This is a genomic window from Bradyrhizobium genosp. P (assembly GCF_049949265.1).
GTDB lineage: Bacteria > Pseudomonadota > Alphaproteobacteria > Rhizobiales > Xanthobacteraceae > Bradyrhizobium.
In genome coordinates this window covers 7,468,526-7,487,590 of sequence record NZ_CP188195.1, presented here as the reverse complement: position 1 = coordinate 7,487,590, position 19,065 = coordinate 7,468,526, and the positions used below count along the sequence as shown (strand labels likewise).

The following is a 19,065-nucleotide window of genomic DNA, read 5'->3' as shown; positions in this document are numbered from 1 at the left end:
TTCTGGCATGGTCGCGCTTTGGCCAAGGAACTCCTGGCCCGCGGCGTGACGGTCATGATCGCCGATATCGATGGAGAGCGCGCGCGCGCGGTCGCCGCCGAGCTTGGCAAAGCAGTCGTATCCGGTCAGTGCGATGTCGCCGACCACAAGTCTGTTGAAGCTCTGGCAGAAGCTGCTGAGCGCGACCTTGGGCCTGTGGACATGGTTTTCGCCAATGCCGGAGTGAGCCTCTCCGGGCCACTCGTCGCGGCCATACCTGAGGAATTCGACTGGGTCTTCGGAGTGAATGTCCGCGGGGCGTGGAGCACGGTCACGACCTTCGCCAGTCGAATGATCGCCGCGGGGCGTCCGGGGCGTTTTTGCATCACAGCCTCGGAACACGCCCTCGGCCTGCAGCACCCCGGCGCCGGCTTGTACACCGCCAGCAAGCACGCAGTGCTGGGACTGGCGGAGGTGCTCCGCGCCGAGTTGCCGCCAACGTTGAAGATGAGCGTCCTCTGCCCGGGGCTCGTCGCGACGGAGATCCACCTTTCACGCCGCCACAGCCGGCTACCCCAGTCTGATCCAGCTCAATTGGCCATCGGTGAGGCCATCGTCCGTCGCGGCATGCCGGCGTCTGCTGTGGCCGTCGCCGCCGTGGATGGCGTCATCCGCAGTGATTTCCTCATCGTAACTCATCCGGTCTCCTCCCAGCTGCAGAAGCCCGGAGCCGGGAAGTGGCGGCCGCCTTCGCGGCCCAGGCACCCTGGGTCGACGGGGCAGAACGGTATGACGTCAAAAAGGTTCTGGCCGCTGTGCTCGCTGAGATTAACGAACGGGGATCGAGATGATCACGCTCTACCAGTTTGCCACTTCACCTTTCACGGAGAAGGTTCGCCGCGCGCTCAACTACAAAGGGCTTGCCTTCGACGTCCACGAGGTAGACCGCGCTGCGGTGGCCGGTGGCAAGTACAGCCATGTCAGCGGCAGCGGAAAATTTCCTGCGCTGGAGCATGACGGACAGACCGTGCTGGATTCCACAGATATCCTCGAATATCTCGACCGCACCTTTCTCGAGCGCCCATTATTGCCTACAGATCCGCGCGAGCGTGCGATGGCACATGTCATCGAGGATTGGGCTGACGAGAGCCTGTACTTTTACGAAATGACAATGCGGCTGGCATGGCCACACAATCTGGAGGCGGCGCTCGATGAATTCGCACGAGGCATGCCAGGAATTCCGCGCGATCAGCTCAAGACCCGAATCCTCGAGGGGGTGGGCGCGTTGACTCGCGCGCAGGGCCTGGGTCGCAAGCCGCGCGAGCAGGTGGTGGCGGACGCCGACCGGCACTTCAAGTCGCTCGACAGCCTGCTGGAGGGCCGCGAGTGGTTGGTGGGTGACCGTGTCTCGTCTGCAGACCTCGCGGTCATCGCGCAGGTCGATGCGCTGCTCTATGCCGAGGAGGGCCGCGCCGCTCTCGATCGCACCCGCAACGTTCGGCCCTGGCTCGCCCGGGTCGACGCGATTGCACCGAAAACCAGCCCGGAGTTAGCCGCCTGATGTCAACTGCCCTCGACACCAATCTTGCCGACGCTGATCTCATCCCTGGCCGGTGCGGTTCGCCCTATGATCTCTTCGCGGCTTGGCGACGCATGGATCCTGTCCATTGGAATCCGGCCCCGGATCCGGCTGCCTACCGCGTTGTCTTGCCAGGCGCGGCCATGCGCGAGGGTTTCTGGGTTCTGACGAAATATCGAGATGTCTTCGACGTCTCGCGCGACCAGTCATTGTTCTCGTCCCATACGGGCGGTCCTATCATCTGGGATTTTGTAGATCCGGTGCGCTTGGCCCATCAGCAGGGGGGGCTGATGGGTATGCGGCCGGAGCTCCACGCCAAGGTCAAGCGCCTCGTTCTGCTGCCCTTTGCGAACCAAGCGTTGGCCGCATTCGAGCCTGATGTCGCCCGCGCAGCGCGGGAGATCGTAGACGCTGTCGCTTCCCGAGGGTCTTGCGAGTTCGTTTTTGATGTGGCTTCACGGCTGCCCGTCTACACTTTCTGCACATTGATGGGCATCGCGGAAGAGGACCGTGAGCAAATCTTCCGACTGGGCAATGCCGCGGCGGACGTGGAGTCCGAGAAACCCGTTGGAGAGAATCCTCTGCCCCAATTGTTCGCTTTTTCGGCGAAGCTTGCTCAGGAGAAGCGGCGCAAGCCCGACCATTCGATGATGAGCGCGTACGTCAATGGAGAGGTGGATGGCGACAAGCTCACCGAGGAGCAAATTGCTACGTTCTTCGTGACCATGTCAATCGCCGGGCATGAGACGACCCGCGGGACGGCCGCACATTTCGTGCGACTGATGAATGAACATCCAGACCAGTATGCCCTTCTGCGCAGCGATCCCGACAAGTATCTGCCAAATGCCATCGAGGAGGTTCTGCGCTTTGCGCCGCCAGTGATTCAGTTCCGCCGCACGGCGACCGCCAACACCACGGTCGGCGAGCAACCGATCACGGCAGGTGAAAAGATCTACTTGTCATATGCTGCGGCGAACCGGGATCCCGAGGTGTTCGTCGATCCCGATCGGTTCGACATCACGCGAGAGAACGCTGCCAAACACTTGTCCTTCGGCACCGGCCCACATGTCTGCATCGGTGCCCGGCTCGCCCGGACGCAACTCAGGCTACTCCTGAAAGAACTGGTGGCCCAGATTCCGGATATCCGACCCGTGGGGAAGCCTCGGTTCCTGCGCTCGATCTGGTTCAACGCTATTATTGACATGCCGGTCGAGTTCACGCCCGTATACCGCGCGTGAAGACTTCGCCTTCGCGCATAAGGAGCCACGAGTGATCTGCTGCCGCGCGCGACCAACTGGGCCGCCGGATGTGGGCCACTCCCGGTTGGATCCGATAGTACCGACATCTGACGTGCCTATTGATGAGCGCGTAACCCAGCGACTAACGACGCAAGGACTAGGCCCGTGACAATCGCGACCCGTATCACCGAGCTTTTCGGTATTGAGCATCCCATTCTTCAAGGTGGTATGCACATGGTGGGCTATGCTGAGATGGCGGCCGCTGTGTCGAATGCCGGCGGGTTGGGAATCATTACAGGCCTGACTGCACGCCCGAGAACCTGAGAAAAGAGATCGCGCGCTGCCGTGAACAGACCGACAAGCCGTTCGGTGTCAATCTGACTTTCCTGCCGGCGGTCAAGCCGCCGGATTATCCTGGCTACGTGAGGGCGATTATCGACGGCGGCGTGAAGATCGTCGAGACCGCCGGCAACGATCCGGCCAAGTGGCTACCGGAACTCCGGGAAAATGGGATCAAGGTGATCCACAAGTGCACCTCTGTCCGTCATTCGCTGAAGGCCGAGCAGATCGGCTGTGACGCGGTAAGCGTCGATCAAGTATGTCAGCAAATTGTCCGCCTAGAGCTCGATTGTTCTCCGGGGACGGGATCGCCGCAGTTTCGCCCAACTCGAGAAATGAGCGACGCATATGCAGCTGAAAGGCTCACGCAGGAGTTGGCAGCAAGTCAAAGTTTAATCTCCCTTTGTATTTCCGATCGCGTCATCGATCAGTTCATCCATCAACTTCCACTTTTGGCCGTCGAACTTTTTCAACCGCATCTGTTCGATCGGACAGTAATCGTCAAGGGCGGTGTTGACGGTGATGCCATCCAAAAGCATTCCGATCTTGACTGCCCTGAGATTGCTCGCCTGTTTCATAACGTTCTCGCGGGTAAGATCGTCACCGCATCGCCGCAGAACCTCGGCCATCAACCCCGCCGAAACGTATCCGTAAACCACTGTACTGTTAGATCTGTCTATCTGCGGCGCATATTTGTCCATGAAGGCGTAATATTGCTGGACGTCGGGGAGGGCTTTCATTTCGGGATCTGTTGGATCCTTCAAGTAACCGGCCGAGATGATCCCAATTGAGTTCTCAAAGCCGGCCGGTTGAAGAACGCTCCCGATCGAATTCGATGTGCTGCTCAGGTAAAATACAGGCTTCCAGCGCAGTTCGGCAATCTTACGGATCGCTTGTGCAGCAGCCTTTTGTATACCCCAGTAGACGAAAATATCGGCGCCGGAATCTTTCAACCTGGCGATTTGTGAGTCGATGCTGGGCTCAGACACCTCAAAAGACGCGTCAGCAACTATCATCCCGGCTTTGTCGCCCAGTCCATCCCGCAACCCCTTGACCTGATCTCGGCCGGAGTCGTCGTTCTGCCACAACGTGGCGATCTTAGCGGTTGGGTGGTGCTGGAGAATGTGTTTCGCGTAGATGCGGCCTTCACTCTGGTAGTTCGGTTGAAAGCCCATTGTCCACGGAAAGTGCTTTGGATCGCCCCACCGCGTGGCGCCGGTGGCAACGAAGAGTTGAGGGACCTTCTTGGCATTCAGATACTTTTGTATCGCTAGATTGGATGCGGTGCCCAAGGGCGAGAAAATGAGCAGTACTTCATCGTTCTCAACGAGTTTCCGTGCCTGCTCAACTGCTTTCGGAGGGCTGTAGGCATCGTCATACGATTGAAAAACGATCTTTCGGCCATTAATACCGCCCTCGTCGTTGATTTTGTCGAAATAGGCTCGCTGCGTCCGACCGATCAGAGCGTAGGATGACGCGGGCCCACTGTAGGGCATGATGTTGCCTACTCTGATTTCGCTATCATTTGCTCCGGGATCATATTTCTTTTGGGCGAGCGTTTCCGTGGTCCAGCAGGCTGTAGCCCAGCCCAACGCCACGCAAGCAATCATAAGCGACTTGCACAGCATGTCTCCTCCCTTGTCGTTTGTTGTCTCGGGGTGACGATTTTCGTTTTTTGTCTCGAGGTGACGATGCTGACAAAGTTGCGCGGCGCGGATGCCCTTGGCAAGGAAGTTAGCTCTGTTACCAGCAAGAACACATATGTGATATTCCTGCCCCCTGAAACGGATTGCTATGACGCTTTAGGTGCTCGACCGTCAGATATCCTCATAATGCACACGTCCGGCGTTGCGCCTGCTTTCCTGGTGCTTTGCAGTTTGTTCTCAATTTTCGTATCTGACCGCTGTCGAAGCAGTGGCCCTTCGATGCTCCGGACCTCTCCACTATCGGGTTGACAGGCGCGAACCACCGCCGGGTTCAGCGGACTGACGCACGTTGGGCGTTCCCAAACGCTGCGGCGAAGTCGTCCGAGATCAGGAAATGCAGCACCTCACGCAGCGCCTTGGACTCGGCGCGGCCCAAGGCGGCCTCGAAGCCCCGCTGAGCCTTCGCCCACAAGACATCGGTTTCGGCGAGCTTCGCCCGGCCGCGCCGGGTCAGCGTTATCAGCCGATTTCGCCGATCGCCCGGGTCGACTGCGACCTCGACGAGACTGTCGCGCTCCAGCGGCTTTAGTGTGTGGGCGAGCGCGCCGGAGTCCATCACCAGCGCCCCCGCGAGTTCGCCAACCGTGGTCGGCTCCGACCGTCCGATCTGAGCGAGGATCGCGTGCTGCGTCGTCTTCAGGCCGCTCGGGGCAAGAGCCGTGTCGTAGAGCTGCGAGATGCGGCGTGTGGCTTTGCGCAATGTGGTGCAACTGCACCCCTTGCCATTGCCGGGTCTCGCGACCTGATCTTTCCCGCCTGCCATCTCACTCACCTCTTCGTGTTCAGTTCTTGACGGAAGTTATCAGCACATGCAGTTGTTGTGCACCGAAATGATAGCATATGCAGATAATGCGCTTCTCGCCGGATCATTTCGGGTCGGTTCGATCATTGGACCGATTGGTGAGGCGAGCGGCAAGGCCGAGCGCGCTGGGCCTATTATTAAACCAGAATCACCGCCAGGAGCCAGAATGCGAACCCTGACAAACCGAGCCAAACTGATCGCCGCCGGCGCCATCGGTGCCACATCCCTTGCGATTCTTGCTGGGATGGCGCCCGCGCTCGCGGTGCAGGAACCCTCCGGCCGCCCCAGCCTGGCAGCCTTGATCGCCAATGCCGAGAGCGCCGGACCCGACGGCATTTCGAAAGCCTCCACCGTCGTTGACTGGCCGACGAAGATGGGCGGCGAGATGCCCATTCTGCGCAAGGGCACCAATGGCTGGACGTGCATGCCTGATCGACCCGACACCCCGGCGAACGATCCGATGTGCATGGACGACGTCTGGATGGAATGGATGCACGCGGGCATGGAGGGCCGGCAGGCGAAGATCGACCGCGTCGGCCTGGCCTACATGCTCCAGGGCGGTTGGGCGGCAGACCAGGCCGATCCCTCACACACGAAGTCGCCGCCCGGCAAGAGCCCCTACGTTGTCGGCCCGCACGTGATGTTCATTGAACCTAACCCGGACATGCTGAAAGGCGTCAGCCGAGACCCCCATAACGGCGGGCCTTTCGTGGAAGCACTCGAAAGAGACCATCCGATCATCCTGATGCCGGTTTCGGCTCCAAAAACCACGATCCAATCGCATCCCGGCAGCAGCGTCGGGTTCGCCAAGTAACGATTGCTTCGGTGTGGCGGGGCTGCCCCGCCACATCACAGCCACATCTCACCGGTTCTAGCGCATGCTCGCCGGGCGAAATGGTCAACTTTCGCGCGGCCCGCGACGGCCTTCGCGGTCGCCAGCGCGCCGGAATCTGCCACCGGTCGAATTTCCGGACCGCCGGCTCGACGTTATTCCGAGGCCGGTAAGCATTTCCTCGCTCATGGCTGGGATAACTGTCGGTTCTGGTAGACGGAGAGATGTGTGAGCACGGCATCAAGAAGCGGGGTGTCGACTCCCGCTCGACGCGCTCGGGCCACCAGGTCGCCAATAATTTGATCGACTTCTACCGGTCTTCCCTTCTGAAGATCCCGGAACATGGACGAGGTTTGGGTCGAACCCTTCTGCACAAGTTGCGCCTTGGCGGCTGTGACGAATGGCTCGCTCGGAGTGCGGCCCACCGCGCTGACAACCGTGACTGTTTCATCAAGGAAGCGAAGTGTGATGTCCGAGCCGCCTCCGGCGGCCTCGATCTCGCCGAGATTGCCTCGCATCAGGCAGGGGGCGCCGCCCACGGTCGCGAGCAGGACCCATTTTTCCCACATCTCGAGCTCGATATCGGCGGACAGACGGGCGTCGAAGCCAGCGTTGCGCATGATTGCGTCGAGTTCGGCGATCCGGGCTGAAGCTCTGCGGTCCATCTCGCCATAGGCAAGATCCTGCAAGTTGGTCAGCTGAACGATCCGGCCTTGATCGTCTAGGATCGTCGCAACTTTGCACACGCATCCTACCAAAACTTCGCGGCCAAAGCGCTCCGCCGGCAGGTCGACGTGCCGCATCCCATTCTGGACAGGCAAGATCATCGTCTTGGGACCGACAGCCGGCGCGAGGTCGGTGAGCGCGGCGTCGAGCGAGAAGCCCTTCGCCGTGAGCAGAACGACATCAAACTGAGCCGACAGCGTCTCTGCCGTCACGAGCTTCGGCGTCAACGTGACGTCGCCATCGGGGCTGATGATCTGAAGCCCATTCTGTCTAAGAAACTCGGCGCGCGCCGGACGAACAAGGAACGTCACATCGCGTCCCGCCTGAGCAAGCCGTCCCCCGAAATATCCGCCGATCGAGCCTGCGCCGACGACTAGAATGCGCATGGTTGTTTTCCTTCCAGATTGGTAGGCCGTTGCGGGGGCCAATTGCGGCCAGGTGCAGAAATCTTCTCGTCCGAGTGATGCAGCCGACAAAGGCTCAAGCGGGCCTTGCCCTGTCCTCTGTGCCGAGCTAAAAACTGGCATATGCACTTATCTCAACTATGTGCATATGCAATCACTAAATGGGGGCTCCGTGCCGAGGCCGATGCGACCGGGAAAGAGACCAACGGGGATCGTGCCCGTAGGGGAGGGGGCACGGCTCCAAATCGCTGACCTAGGGCGCTGCAATAGCACCGCCTTGCGCAAGGCGACGCGGCGCGTTTCTCAACTCTACGACGTAGCCCTAGCGCCGTGTGGACTGCGTTCAACGCAACGTTCCATTCTCATCCATATCGCAAGGGCCGGTGCCCCGAGCGTGGGCGAACTCGCCGTCGCTTTGGTTCTCGACCGCTCCGCGCTGGCACACAACTTAAAACCCTTAGAGAGAGATGGATTCGTCGCGATCTACGTCGGCGCTGCTGACAAACGGAGCCGGACTATCCGGCTCACCAAGCGGGGGGAAGCCAAGCTCCGGGAATCCACCAAGCTGTGGCAAACAGCGCAAGATCAATTCGAGCAGGCGTTCGGAGCTGACAGGGCGGCAGTCCTACGCGAAACCCTGGCGCTCGTCGCATCTATCGACTTCGAAGAGACCCCAAGCGCCGTTGGCAAGCGATCGCGCAAGCCGCGCTCCCGAACGACCACCTAGAGCACAACCCTTCGCCCAATCTTCAGGATCGCCCGCTCGGTGGCAAAACGTAGGTGCAGATCAGCACCAAAAGCGCCTGTCGCTGCGGCGAGGTGACGGCTTTTTCATGAAGGATCTACGTTTCAGAAGGAGGACTGCGGTTCGATGGGGCGCTTCAAGGACAGATCCTGCATTGGCTCATCAGGTATCCGCGATGCATCACCGTTTTAGCGGCCTTCATAAATCGGCGTCCGACCTTCAGCGTGCGAACGCAAGCCTTCCTGAAAATCTTGGGTTCGGTAAAGACTGGACCGTTGAGCGTTCAAAGCAAGAAGCGCTTTGTCTTCGCCCTTGTCGATTGCGAAATGTGCCGATGCGAGTGTCGTCTTGATCGAGAGCGGGGCGCAGGCCGCGATCTTGGTCGCAATGTCTATCCCAAGTTCCAGCGCTGAAGCCTGGTCGGGAGCGACTTCCTGGATTACACCCATCCGCTTGGCTTCCTCCGCTCCCCAGGAATCACCTGTCAAGATATGTTGCATAGCGTGGCCCCAACCGGCGTCGCGTACGAACCTGACGGTGGCGCCGCTGCCCGGCATACGGGCTTGGGTACACTCCATCTGAGCAAATTGAGTATCGACCGAGGCGACGCGGATGTCCGCCGCCAGACAGAGTTCGTGGCCAATATTCCAAGTGTCGCCGTGGGCGACGGCCACGATCGGCTTCGATAGCCGCGGCAGCGTCTTTCCGAACGGATCAATCGTGTCCGGCTGGCTCGTCGGAGCACTAGGCCCGGCGATCCGCGTTTCGAACGCAGTCACGTCGATGCCCTTGCAAAAATGGTCTCCATGACCGAACAGCACTGCGGCCCTTAGATCGTGATCGTGCTCGTAGAGGAAATAGGCCTGCCCCAACAGTTGATAGGTTACAGGGTCGAGGCGGTTCTGCATGGCCGGACGGTTGATGCCGATCAGCAGCACCTGACCGTGGCGCTCCAGGGTAACCGTCAGATTCACCCCATCGGTTGCGCCATCGTCGCTAGGATCCGGAGGTCGCTGATCGCCGGCCGACGCACTGTTTGCGACCGCCATTCCCGCTGCCGCGAGCGCCATGGCCTGTAATATGCCGCCACGGGTGGAGAAGCGGCCGGAGCTCAACGTATCCATATGACCCTTTTGCTAACGCAACCACCGCTCGACCTGATCGTCAGCCCACGGCGCTCCTGTGACATCGCCCAATGCATGCATATGCCAATAGTTATCAAGCGTCATGTCCTGAGAGAGGCGTGGCAGGTATGAATAAGAGAGCGAAGTCGGAAGCGGGAAAAACGGCGAACAAACCGCACGCGGCATCGGAGGCCGAAGCGAGCCGTCGCAATAGTGTCACGCTCGGGCAAGCCAAGGGGCGGGAAGCAACTGGTCTCGTCCGGCAATCACAAGCTGTTGCAATCGAAGTCCGTGTGGCAGCGGGGGCGGAGAGTCGCGACCCGTGCGACGGAGCGCAGCGCTTGGTGATCACCCGATAGTGATCCCCAACAGTTGCTCCGAGGCCTGCGTTTGCCTGCAATCGCCTGTTTCGCGCGTCGCCACGACCTTTCCGATTGCGGCTATCGCTATAGCCGCAGCTTGACCGATATCAGCATATGCACTTATATCGATGTTGGCATATGCACGCTTTGTCGCGCTATCCCAAGACCCGACAGGAGAGGGAAACACCCTGTACGCATCTCGATCTCGGTCGGTGGCGGGCCGGCGCGAACTGAATCCGCGGCGGCCGATCATCGGCGAGAAGTCCTATTAGTCACGGGTCCGTGTGACCCTTTTGGAGCCATTCGCGTGGAACGAGAACCGAATTTCTCCCGCCGCAGCTTGATGAAGAGCACCGCGGCTGCTGCTGCTCTGCTTCCCTTAACTACCATACCGGTTGCCGCTGCCGCCGCCGATCAGCCCGACGCCGCGCCGGCGACGACGTTGGCCGAAGTCGCGTTTGCTCCGAAGGCGAAGCTGACGATCGAGCGGCGGGGTCAGGTCGCGTTGTTTGGCATCAATCGGTCCTATATCCAGAACCGTATCGATCCGGAGACGTTCCAGGCGCTAGCCAAGGCGTATTACGACTACGATCACGATCCATCGCTCCGTGCCGCAATCCTGTTCGGCCATGGCGAGAATTTCTCGCAAGGCATCGATGTCGAGGGATTTAAGGTTCTCGTGAGCTCCGGCAAACGGCTGCTCAGCGGTGATGGGATGATCGACCCGCTTGCGAAGAGCAAGCCGGCGATGACGAAGCCATTAATCGCAGCCGTGCACGGCGACACCTGGAATATGGCGCACGAGCTCTTTCTTACGGCCGATATCCGTGTTGCTGCAGCCAACACGAGGTTTGGCCAGGACGAGAACACGCACGGCCGCTTTCCGGGCGGTGGCGGGACCGTGCGCTTTGTGCGCGAGGCGGGATGGGGCAATGCCATGCGCTACATTCTGACCGGCGACCATTGGAGCGCTCAGGAGGCCTACCGAATGGGCATGGTGCAGGAGATCGCCGACACACCGCAGGCGACGCTCGACCGTGCGGTCCAGATCGCAAACAAGGTTGCCGCTTGTGGCCCCCTTGGCATCAAGACATCGCTAGCATCGGCGCACCTTGTAATTGATCCTGCGGAGGCAATGGCTCTGTCGAAGCTCGATGCGCAATATGGCGCACTGTACCACACACAGGACTTCCTAGAAGGCCGCGCGGCGGAAGCCGAAGGCCGGCCTCCAGTCTATCACGGCAACTGATACGACCGGGCGGAAGCAGAGGTAACCATGCAGAGCAGATCATGCGAACCAAAGTTAGGACTGGCCCTTCGAACGGCACTTTCAATTTGCTTGATCCTCCTTCTGCCGGTCAGTACGGCGAGTGCGGACGAGGGCGTCAGGAAGCACGCGTTTCCATGGTCGGACAGTTTCATCACTCGTCTTGAAGCGCTCGCTCTGCTGAAGACCTTGAACGCAGACCTGCCGGTGTGCACCCACCGGAGACCGCAAAATTTAGAGAGACGGACGCACGTCGCGGCGATGTCACCAGAATGGAGTTTGTCATGACCTATAAAATCAAGGTAAATGGAATTGACCGCGAGGTCGATGTCGACGGTGACACGCCGCTGCTGTGGGTACTGCGCGATGTGCTCGCCATGACCGGCACTAAATTCGGTTGCGGTGCGGCCTTGTGCGGCGCGTGCACCGTTCATGTCGCCGGGCAAGCCGTTCGCTCCTGCGTCACAACGATCGACAGTATCGGCGACAGCGCCGTCACCACGATCGAGGCCATCGGCGCGACGCAGCACGGCAAGGCTCTGCAGCAGGCGTGGCTCGATCTCGAAGTCGTGCAATGCGGCTATTGCCAGTCCGGTCAACTGATGTCGGCCACAGCGCTGCTCGCGAGCACCCCAAAACCGACTGATGCCGATATCGACGCCGCCATGTCCGGTAACGTCTGCCGGTGCGGCACCTATCAACGCATCCGTGCCGCGATCCATCGCGCCACGGCCTGAGGAGAGGATTGATCATGCTCGATACTTCGCTGACCTCCCGGTTCGACCGCCGCGGTTTTCTCAAGGTGGGTGCGGCCCTCGGCGGTGGCCTTGCGTTGACCGTCGCTCTGCCGCCTGTGCTCCGTCCCGCCATGGCAGCGGACCACACCAGCGCATTTGCGCCGAACGCCTTCATCCGCATCGACCGACAAGGCGTGGTGACGATGGTGATGCCGATGGTCGAAGTGGGGCAGGGCATCTACACCGCGCAAGCCATGTTGCTGGCCGAGGAGCTGGAGGTCGGCCTCGATCAGGTCCGGGTCGAACATGCGCCGCCGGATGATGCGCTCTACGGCAACTCCCTGACCGGAGGCCAAATCACCGGCGGTTCGACCTCGGTCCGCGCCTTCTGGAAACCGTTGCGCCAGGCGGGGGCAGTCGCCCGCACATTGTTGATCGCCGCCGCGGCGAAGCAATGGGGCATCGATCCCGCCACCTGCCGCGCGCAGCGCGGCGTCGTCTCGGATGCCACGGGCTCGCGCCATCTCGGTTATGGCGCGCTCGCCGATGCCGCGGTCACTCTGCCCGTGCCCGCGCCCGACAGCCTGGCCCTCAAAGATCCCAAGGATTTTGTTCTGATCGGTACGCCGGCAAAGCGGATCGATACGCCGGACAAGGTCGTCGGCAAGGCTGAGTTCGGCATTGACGTGAAGCTGCCGGGTATGAAATTTGCGGCGATCGCAATCTCACCGGTGTTCGGTGGCAAGCCGAAATCGCTAAACGAAGCTGCCGCGCTTGCGGTCAAGGGCGTGCGCCAGGTGGTCAAGACCGACGAAGCCGTGGCCGTCGTAGCTGATCATATGGGCGCCGCGAAAAAAGGGCTCGCGGCCACTGCTATCCAGTGGGATGATGGACCGAATGCCACGCTCAGCAGTGCCGACATCGTCCGTCAACTCGACGAGGCGTCAAAGAAACCGGGCGCCGTAGCCCGCAACGAAGGCGATGTCCCGAAAGCGCTGGCCGGCGCAGCAGAGCGCATCGAGGCGATCTATCAGCTGCCATTTCTCGCGCATGCGGCAATGGAGCCGATGAACTGCACGGTGCATGTGCGGAAGGATGCTTGCGACATCTGGGTCGGAACGCAAGTGCCGACCAGGGCCCAGGCCGTGGCCGCGCAAATCACAGGACTGCCTAAGGAAAAGGTCAAGCTCCATAACCACCTTATCGGCGGTGGCTTCGGGCGCCGGCTGGAGCCCGACGGCGTCGCCCACGCCGTCAAAGTGGCGCAGCAAGTGGATGGACCGGTCAAGGTGATCTGGAGCCGCGAGGAGGACATCCAGCACGACATGTACCGGCCCTATTACTATGACCGGCTGTCGGCCGGGCTTGACGCGTCCGGCAAGCCGGTGGCCTGGACCCATCGGGTGTCCGGCTCCTCGATTCTGGCGCGTTTCTTCCCGCCCGCCTTCAAAGACGGGATCGATTCCGACGCCGTGGAGGCCGCGGCCGAGCCGCCCTATGCTCTCCCCAATATCCATGTTGACTATGTCCGCGTCGAGCCGCCTGGCATCCCGACCTCCTGGTGGCGTGGCGTCGGCCCAACCCACAATGTCTTCGTGGTTGAAAGCTTCATCGACGAACTCGCCGCCGCGGCCAAGACCGATCCGGTCGCCTATCGCAAGGCGCTGCTCGCCCATAATCCGCGTGCCCTCGGTGTGTTAACCCTGGCTGCGGACAAGGCCGGCTGGGGCCAGGCGCTCCCGGCTGGCCGCGGCCGCGGCGTTTCGGTTCAGTTCGCCTTCGGCAGTTACGTCTCGATGGTGGCTGAAGTCGAGATCGCCAAAGATGGCGGGGTCAAGGTCCATCGCCTGGTCTGTGCCGTCGACTGCGGCCTGCAGGTCAATCCCGACACCATTGCGGCGCAGGTCGAAGGCGGTGCGATCGTCGGCCTTACCGCCGTGCTGCACGGAGCCATTACGCTGAAGAACGGACGGGTCGAGCAAGCCAATTTCGACACCTATCTGCCCATGCGCATCGATGAGGTGCCGGTGGTTGAGACCCATCTGGTCAAGAGCGCAGAAGCCCCTGGCGGCATCGGCGAGACCGCGACAGCCGCAGTGGGCCCGGCCGTGGCCAACGCGGTCTTCGCCGCCACCGGCCAGCGCATTCGGACGCTGCCCATCAATACGGAGCTGCTGAAATCCTCGACTTGACTTAGCCGAGGTGCTGATCAGCTTTCAGCAACGCAAGGCCAGAGCCGCGATCACATCGAATCTCGCGGTGATTTCGACTAAGGCCGGCGCGGGTAGGCGCCGGTTCGACAAGCAGCGGCAGCCCATGTCTTCCAGTGATTTCGTTTTGGCTTTACGGACGCGCGGTCAGCATTCTCGGCGCGTCGAACGGCTCGGCGTTCGCGGCCCTATCCCCGGTCATGACGACACTCTTGGCTATCCCGATCCTCGGCGAACGGCCAGCAACAAGCGACTGGATTGCAATGCTTCTGATTTCGGGCGGTGTCTACATTGCAAGTGGAGGCCATGGGGTTCGCAACCGCCATTCTGACAACGAGAAATCCTGTAATGATCTCAAAGGGGCCAAAACACCGAAAATGTCAGAACGGCCTTTGAAAGTGCTATAGTTTTTTGCGACTTTCAAGCTGAATACACCTCGGCTGATTTATCAAATGGCTACCAATCAGCGAATGTCAGCATCGCTGGTTGCGAATCCCAACGGCTTGCGCGCTTGAGAACTTGTGCCGATCAGTTGTGGCGACCGGTTTTCAGTAGGCATCAATTTCTGATTCATCAAATCGTACGCGTTATTGAACACGTGACGGCTTTGAGGAGCGAGCGATTGAGGTCGATAGATGCCGATATCGAACGATTGCGCAGCTGAAGAAATATTGCCCGGCGCAATTAATCGCACAGAAGGGCGGGGCGTCTAAAGCTCCAGTTTTCGAGAAACGGCAGGGTTTGGCGCAAGATGGACAGTTGCCAGCTGATGGATATTTGTTGGCTGTTTCTCAACCCACTAAACCAAGCTGAGGGAGAAGCGGTGGCCTGATGGGCAGAGCCTGTCTTGTCAATCGAACCGGCGCCGACTCAAACGGAATCGGCACCGCTGAGAAATGGCTCGTCGTTCAGCCCTCGGCGACAGCTACCGCCTTAATCTCGATAATAAGACCGGGGCGAGCAAGACCAGCTATGTCGAGGATTGTCCACGTGGGAAACGGCTCGGGGACATACTGACTTTTGACTTTGGCGAACTCCGCCAGATGCGTGCTGAGCCCCACATGATAGGAGACGAGTTCAACGAGGTCGGTCATCTCGCTGCCGGTTTCCTCAAGCACCAGCTTCAGACGCTCGAACGCATTGATAAACTGTTGCTCCGGCTTCTCCGGGATAGTCCCGTCAGCGTTGAGACCGATCTGTCCCGCCACAAAGACCAGGCCGCCTGCTTTCACTGCGGACGAATACTGGAACTTGTCGAAGATCGTCCCGCCGGCGGCAGCGAACATCGGATTCTTTGAAGCATATGTTGCCGCGAAGCGATGGCGACTTTGGTGCGGCTCAGTCCGCGCTCCTCAGGAGTGAGCACGCCGGCCTGACCGATGCGCTCCACGTCGATCAATTCGGCAGGATAACGCTGGATTTGGTAAGCCATACCTCAATCGCTCGGCGCCCCAAAAATGAGACACGTGGTCGTGCTGTGGGCGAGCAAGTGTCCTTCGCTGTCGGTGAACCGTTCTTCTACCTTGGCGAGCCCCTCAGCATCGACTCCGGACGGAGCCGGGTTACGGCGTAGCCGACGACTGCCAATCACGCTTTCGGCCACAGGACCAATTGCGTGTTGCGAAAGTAAGCGATTGCGACGCCATCGGCATCGCGGCGCACTTCGGCGTCCCACACTTGCGTGGTACGTCCTTTATGTATCGGACGCGCCGTACAGACCAAGATGCCCTCGCGTGCCGTTCCGATTAGGTTGCTCTTGAGCTCCACGGTGGTGAAACCACTGGCGCCGGCCGGAAGGCCGCGCATAGTCCCGTAACCACAGCAAGTGTCAGCGAGTGACGTCACGGTGCCGGCGTGCAGATAGCCATGCCAGGCGAGGACGGCGCGGCTTACCTCAAGCGTCGCGACAACTTCATCAGCCTCTACTTTACGAAAGCGCATCCCAAGGAGACCGGGGAGATAATCGGCGCCGGCTGCGTTCCAGGCGTCCAGTGTTTCGGGGATCTTGATATCCATTGATCTGCTCTCCTGAAATGTGCGCGGCAAGCAACGAGAGCCGTGCACCGAAAAATGTCCTCGATTCCTATGTAGGCCGTTCGAGGATATTATCGCTCCGAAATACTGGCGCGTTGGGTGCGTAATCCGGACCGCTTCGCCGAGGTTTCTGGCGCTGACGCAGTGGGGCGAAGAACATGTCACCGGCAGAGACGCGCCGGTCGAAATCATTGATCGTCAAGGAAGCCTCTGGGTGCAACCGTACTATTGACCGCCGCCTAGACTGAGGAAGCCGAAGCGATAGGCATTCCCACGCTGGCCGCAGCAACGCGGAAGACGCGTCGTAGCATCCTGTTCTCCCGCACGAAGCGACGGAGCGGAACGACGGTGGACTCGGACGACAGGCGTCGCCGCATCGTTTGCCGCGATCACACCTGTTCGTCGCGATAGCGGCTTCCGAGACGACCGATCGGCTCGGTCTCGCGTGGCGACGCCACACCCGGGCGGCGTTCAACGAGCAAGGTCAGAATTCCATACCCCTCCGACAACGCCGTTAAATCCATACTCTCTCGCAACTTCACTCATGGTTAGGAAGGAACGCACCATGTCGGCTCATCTCCTCATTATCTATCCTATCCCCAAAGACGCCGTGGCGTTTGAGCGCGCCTATCATGACGAGCATCTTTCCTACGCCGGCTCGAGACTCATCAGCGCGACAGGTGTCGCCACCAAGCGCGTGGTCGGGCCGGCGTTTGCGCCACCGCCCTACCATTTGATGTCCGATGTAAGCTTTCCGACGATCGATGCACTGAAAAGCTGTGCAACGTCCAAGGGCGGCAAGGAAGCCCTGGAGCACGCCGCGTCGATCAGTTCCGGCGGCGCGCCGACGATCATCGTCGTCACCGACGAGACTTAATACTCGTCGCGACACAACCATTAGCCGGATTCAATCGGAGGGTGGGCACCTGGGCCATGCTTGCACCCTTCTGAACTTGCCACGCTCTCGCATCTTGACAGGTGCGATTGTGGCGCGGGGGTACGGATTCCGGACCTGTGCAACTCGGCCATACATGGTAGTCTGCCGCGATGGCCGGTTATGGACAGTTTTGCTCGATTGCGCGCGCCCATGAAGTCTTGGGTGGACGCTGGACGCTGCTTGTGGTGCGGGAACTGCTCTGCGGGAGCCGACGCTTCAACGACATTCGCCGAGGCATTCCTCGCATCTCCAAAACCATGTTGTCGGAGAGGCTCCAGGAACTGATCGCTATCGGCGCAGTCGAGCGCCACGATGGAAACTCGGGGCCGGAATATGAACTCACTGCGTCCGGGAAGGAGATCAGCTCCGTCGTCATGGCCTTGGGCACATGGGGTCAGCGCTTCCTGCCGCGTCAGCCCGAGAAGGAAAATCTTGACGCAGAGCCGCTGTTCGTCGATATGCAGCGGCGCGTGCGGAGCGATGCGCTCCCCTTTCGACCGATCGTCGTTCGGTTCGAGATCGACGGTATGAGGCCACGCTTTCTGCTGCTCAAAGCATCCGAAATATCTTTTTGTCTGGTGAACCCCGGGTTCCCCGAGCCGTTGCTCGTGCGCGCGAAGCTACCAGTTCTAGTTGCGTGGTGGCGGGGGGACGCCAGCTTCATCGAAGCGAAACGGCTGGGGCTCGAGCTTTCTGGAAAGCGCGATCTGGCCCGCGCGTTTCCGACATGGTTTGATCGGTATCTTTTCGCGGATGTATTGCCGGTCGACGCCAGTTCTCAGCCGCGACGAGCGGCAGCATTTTGAGCGAGGGCAGGTCAAGAACGGTGCCGATGAGCCAGTCGAGGAGTGGCGAATGTCCAACGCCACGACTGAGCGTCATGGGCCGTTCGCTATGCGGGCAGCAGCACGCTGGAGAACTTATCCGTTTCCTATTAGAAGCGATTGGTGACGGTACTTTTCAGAGAGAGGTTGAACACGGCGCCGTCCGCGTTGAGTCGCTAGAATCGACCGAATGTCGCCGATAGCTGGCGAAACCACAAAAATATTTTTGCGATGATTTTCCCTTTGAAATCAAAAGCGTAACTTTTTGACGCACCCATAGCCGGAATATTTTTGGTCGCAGAAACAATTTCGGTGGAATTTCAATACGCTATGCGCGCTTTAAACAATCGAGTGGGCGTAGTGCAGTCGGATGCTATCGCGTAGTTTGGCGTAGCTGGTGAAGTCGTTTCGCGTGCAGGGTTAGCTAAGCAAAGCCGCGAGCCTCGGCTTATCCTGAACAAGGTCTGTATTCTACCTGATTGTTACTAGCGGAGTATTGCTGCGGATTTCATCGCGCAAATGGCGTGAGGCTCACTGAGAGGGATCGAGCAGTGCCTTAAGGGGCAGGGCATTCTTCACAATGGGTGATTTCAAAACAATATAGCTGAAGTACTTTTCAATCCCGACGTTTCGTTCGAGCAGGTTCTCCATCCGCTCTTGATAATGGGTGATGTTGCGGCACACGAAACGGAGAAGGTAATCGTAACCACCGCTGACAAGATGACACTCCATCAGCTCGTCGACGTTGCGCATATTGGCCTCGAATTTTACGAAATCTTCCCTGCGGTGATCGATCAGGGTGACTTCTGTGAATACCGTTATGCTCTCGGTGAGTTTCGCAAGGTTGATCTGCGCGCCGTAACCCGTGATGTAGCCGGCCGATTCCAAGCGTTTAACGCGCTGCAGGCAAGGACTCGCCGAAAGGCCAACGGCGTCTGCAAGATTTGCATTGGTCATCCTGCCGTCCTTCTGTAACTGGACCAAGATATTCAAGTCGATCCGGTCGAGCTTCGGCGAGCCATTCAATCAAACGTCTCCTTGCTGCTGGCTAATCTGTCGTGCGGGCCGCTTTGTTAGGATTGGCTATACGGCTTCAGAAATCTACGAGCGACGCGAGCGAACCGCCTCGTGCCCACCGTGTCTCCATGGCACAGCGACCAGATGGCTTCGAACGCCGACGTTTGGGTCATTATAGCGTGGCCTGCGTGCGCCGTGAGAGA

The 19,065-nt window shown here is 59.9% G+C and carries 18 protein-coding genes and 2 pseudogenes; 12 read left to right on the top strand and 8 right to left on the bottom strand.

Going from position 1 to position 19,065, the window contains the following annotated elements:
• Positions 1-54: 54 nt before the first annotated feature.
• Positions 55-477 (top strand): annotated as a pseudogene (locus ACP2YO_RS35900) (SDR family oxidoreductase); the annotation flags it as partial.
• A 72-nt stretch (positions 478-549) separates the two neighbouring features.
• Here ACP2YO_RS35900 and ACP2YO_RS35895 read toward each other — a convergent pair.
• Positions 550-678 (bottom strand): hypothetical protein, encoded by a 129-nt coding sequence (locus ACP2YO_RS35895; RefSeq protein WP_426443534.1) that lies wholly within the window; start codon positions 676-678, stop codon positions 550-552.
• 148 nt (positions 679-826) lie between these two features.
• Here ACP2YO_RS35895 and ACP2YO_RS35890 point away from each other — a divergent pair, with 148 nt between their 5' ends.
• The 3 genes and pseudogenes from ACP2YO_RS35890 to ACP2YO_RS35880 form a co-directional block, all read left to right on the top strand.
• Positions 827-1,540 carry a glutathione S-transferase family protein gene (locus ACP2YO_RS35890; RefSeq protein ID WP_426435813.1) on the top strand — a complete coding sequence of 238 codons (714 nt, stop codon included), beginning with the start codon at positions 827-829 and terminating at the stop codon, positions 1,538-1,540.
• Complete coding sequence (locus ACP2YO_RS35885; RefSeq protein ID WP_426435812.1) at positions 1,540-2,796, top strand: cytochrome P450; 1,257 nt, start codon at positions 1,540-1,542, stop codon at positions 2,794-2,796. The genes ACP2YO_RS35890 and ACP2YO_RS35885 overlap by 1 nt, the downstream gene beginning before the upstream one ends.
• A gap of 171 nt (positions 2,797-2,967) precedes the next feature.
• Positions 2,968-3,389, top strand: a pseudogene (locus ACP2YO_RS35880) (NAD(P)H-dependent flavin oxidoreductase); the annotation flags it as partial.
• 138 nt (positions 3,390-3,527) lie between these two features.
• On the opposite strand, the gene ACP2YO_RS35875 reads toward ACP2YO_RS35880, so the two are convergent.
• Positions 3,528-4,763, bottom strand: a complete 1,236-nt coding sequence (locus tag ACP2YO_RS35875) for an ABC transporter substrate-binding protein (protein ID WP_426435811.1) — start codon at positions 4,761-4,763, stop codon at positions 3,528-3,530.
• A gap of 349 nt (positions 4,764-5,112) precedes the next feature.
• Positions 5,113-5,604, bottom strand: coding sequence for a MarR family winged helix-turn-helix transcriptional regulator (locus tag ACP2YO_RS35870; RefSeq protein ID WP_426435810.1), 492 nt, complete (start codon positions 5,602-5,604; stop codon positions 5,113-5,115).
• Positions 5,605-5,650: 46 nt separating this feature from the next.
• Here ACP2YO_RS35870 and ACP2YO_RS35865 point away from each other — a divergent pair, with 46 nt between their 5' ends.
• Positions 5,651-6,457: a hypothetical protein gene (locus ACP2YO_RS35865; protein ID WP_426435809.1), complete on the top strand. Its 807-nt coding sequence runs from the start codon at positions 5,651-5,653 to the stop codon at positions 6,455-6,457.
• Positions 6,458-6,660: 203 nt separating this feature from the next.
• Here the strand turns inward: ACP2YO_RS35865 and ACP2YO_RS35860 are convergent, their stop codons facing one another.
• On the bottom strand, positions 6,661-7,587 hold the full coding sequence (locus ACP2YO_RS35860) for a ketopantoate reductase family protein (protein WP_426435808.1): 927 nt from the start codon (positions 7,585-7,587) through the stop codon (positions 6,661-6,663).
• Between the two features lie 412 nt (positions 7,588-7,999).
• On the opposite strand from ACP2YO_RS35860, the gene ACP2YO_RS35855 reads away from it, so the two are divergent.
• On the top strand, positions 8,000-8,332 hold the full coding sequence (locus tag ACP2YO_RS35855) for a MarR family winged helix-turn-helix transcriptional regulator (protein ID WP_426435807.1): 333 nt from the start codon (positions 8,000-8,002) through the stop codon (positions 8,330-8,332).
• 206 nt (positions 8,333-8,538) lie between these two features.
• On the opposite strand, the gene ACP2YO_RS35850 is transcribed toward ACP2YO_RS35855, so the two are convergent.
• A complete protein-coding gene (locus tag ACP2YO_RS35850; protein WP_426435806.1) occupies positions 8,539-9,474 on the bottom strand; it encodes a crotonase/enoyl-CoA hydratase family protein in 936 nt (311 codons plus the stop codon).
• 390 nt (positions 9,475-9,864) lie between these two features.
• Between ACP2YO_RS35850 and ACP2YO_RS35845 the strand changes: the two genes are divergently transcribed.
• The 4 genes from ACP2YO_RS35845 to ACP2YO_RS35830 all read left to right on the top strand — a co-directional run bounded on the left by ACP2YO_RS35845 (position 9,865) and on the right by ACP2YO_RS35830 (position 14,457).
• Complete coding sequence (locus ACP2YO_RS35845) at positions 9,865-11,085, top strand: enoyl-CoA hydratase-related protein (protein WP_426435805.1); 1,221 nt, start codon at positions 9,865-9,867, stop codon at positions 11,083-11,085.
• A 302-nt stretch (positions 11,086-11,387) separates the two neighbouring features.
• Positions 11,388-11,840 carry a (2Fe-2S)-binding protein gene (locus ACP2YO_RS35840; RefSeq protein WP_426435804.1) on the top strand — a complete coding sequence of 151 codons (453 nt, stop codon included), beginning with the start codon at positions 11,388-11,390 and terminating at the stop codon, positions 11,838-11,840.
• Positions 11,841-11,854: 14 nt separating this feature from the next.
• Entirely contained in the window at positions 11,855-14,032 is a 2,178-nt protein-coding gene (locus ACP2YO_RS35835; protein WP_426435803.1) for a molybdopterin cofactor-binding domain-containing protein, read from the top strand.
• A gap of 134 nt (positions 14,033-14,166) precedes the next feature.
• Complete coding sequence (locus tag ACP2YO_RS35830) at positions 14,167-14,457, top strand: EamA family transporter (RefSeq protein WP_426435802.1); 291 nt, start codon at positions 14,167-14,169, stop codon at positions 14,455-14,457.
• Between the two features lie 501 nt (positions 14,458-14,958).
• Here ACP2YO_RS35830 and ACP2YO_RS35825 read toward each other — a convergent pair.
• Together ACP2YO_RS35825 and ACP2YO_RS35820 are read right to left on the bottom strand one after the other, a co-directional pair.
• On the bottom strand, positions 14,959-15,336 hold the full coding sequence (locus ACP2YO_RS35825; RefSeq protein ID WP_426435801.1) for a RidA family protein: 378 nt from the start codon (positions 15,334-15,336) through the stop codon (positions 14,959-14,961).
• 301 nt (positions 15,337-15,637) lie between these two features.
• Positions 15,638-16,066: a PaaI family thioesterase gene (locus ACP2YO_RS35820; protein WP_426435800.1), complete on the bottom strand. Its 429-nt coding sequence runs from the start codon at positions 16,064-16,066 to the stop codon at positions 15,638-15,640.
• A 583-nt stretch (positions 16,067-16,649) separates the two neighbouring features.
• Here ACP2YO_RS35820 and ACP2YO_RS35815 point away from each other — a divergent pair.
• Complete coding sequence (locus ACP2YO_RS35815) at positions 16,650-16,961, top strand: hypothetical protein (RefSeq protein ID WP_426435799.1); 312 nt, start codon at positions 16,650-16,652, stop codon at positions 16,959-16,961.
• A 170-nt stretch (positions 16,962-17,131) separates the two neighbouring features.
• Positions 17,132-17,827 carry a winged helix-turn-helix transcriptional regulator gene (locus tag ACP2YO_RS35810; RefSeq protein ID WP_426435798.1) on the top strand — a complete coding sequence of 232 codons (696 nt, stop codon included), beginning with the start codon at positions 17,132-17,134 and terminating at the stop codon, positions 17,825-17,827.
• 549 nt (positions 17,828-18,376) lie between these two features.
• Here the strand turns inward: ACP2YO_RS35810 and ACP2YO_RS35805 are convergent.
• The gene (locus ACP2YO_RS35805) at positions 18,377-18,871 is read right to left on the bottom strand and encodes an Lrp/AsnC family transcriptional regulator (RefSeq protein WP_426435797.1); all 495 of its coding nucleotides are present in this window, start codon (positions 18,869-18,871) and stop codon (positions 18,377-18,379) included.
• Positions 18,872-19,065: the final 194 nt, after the last annotated feature.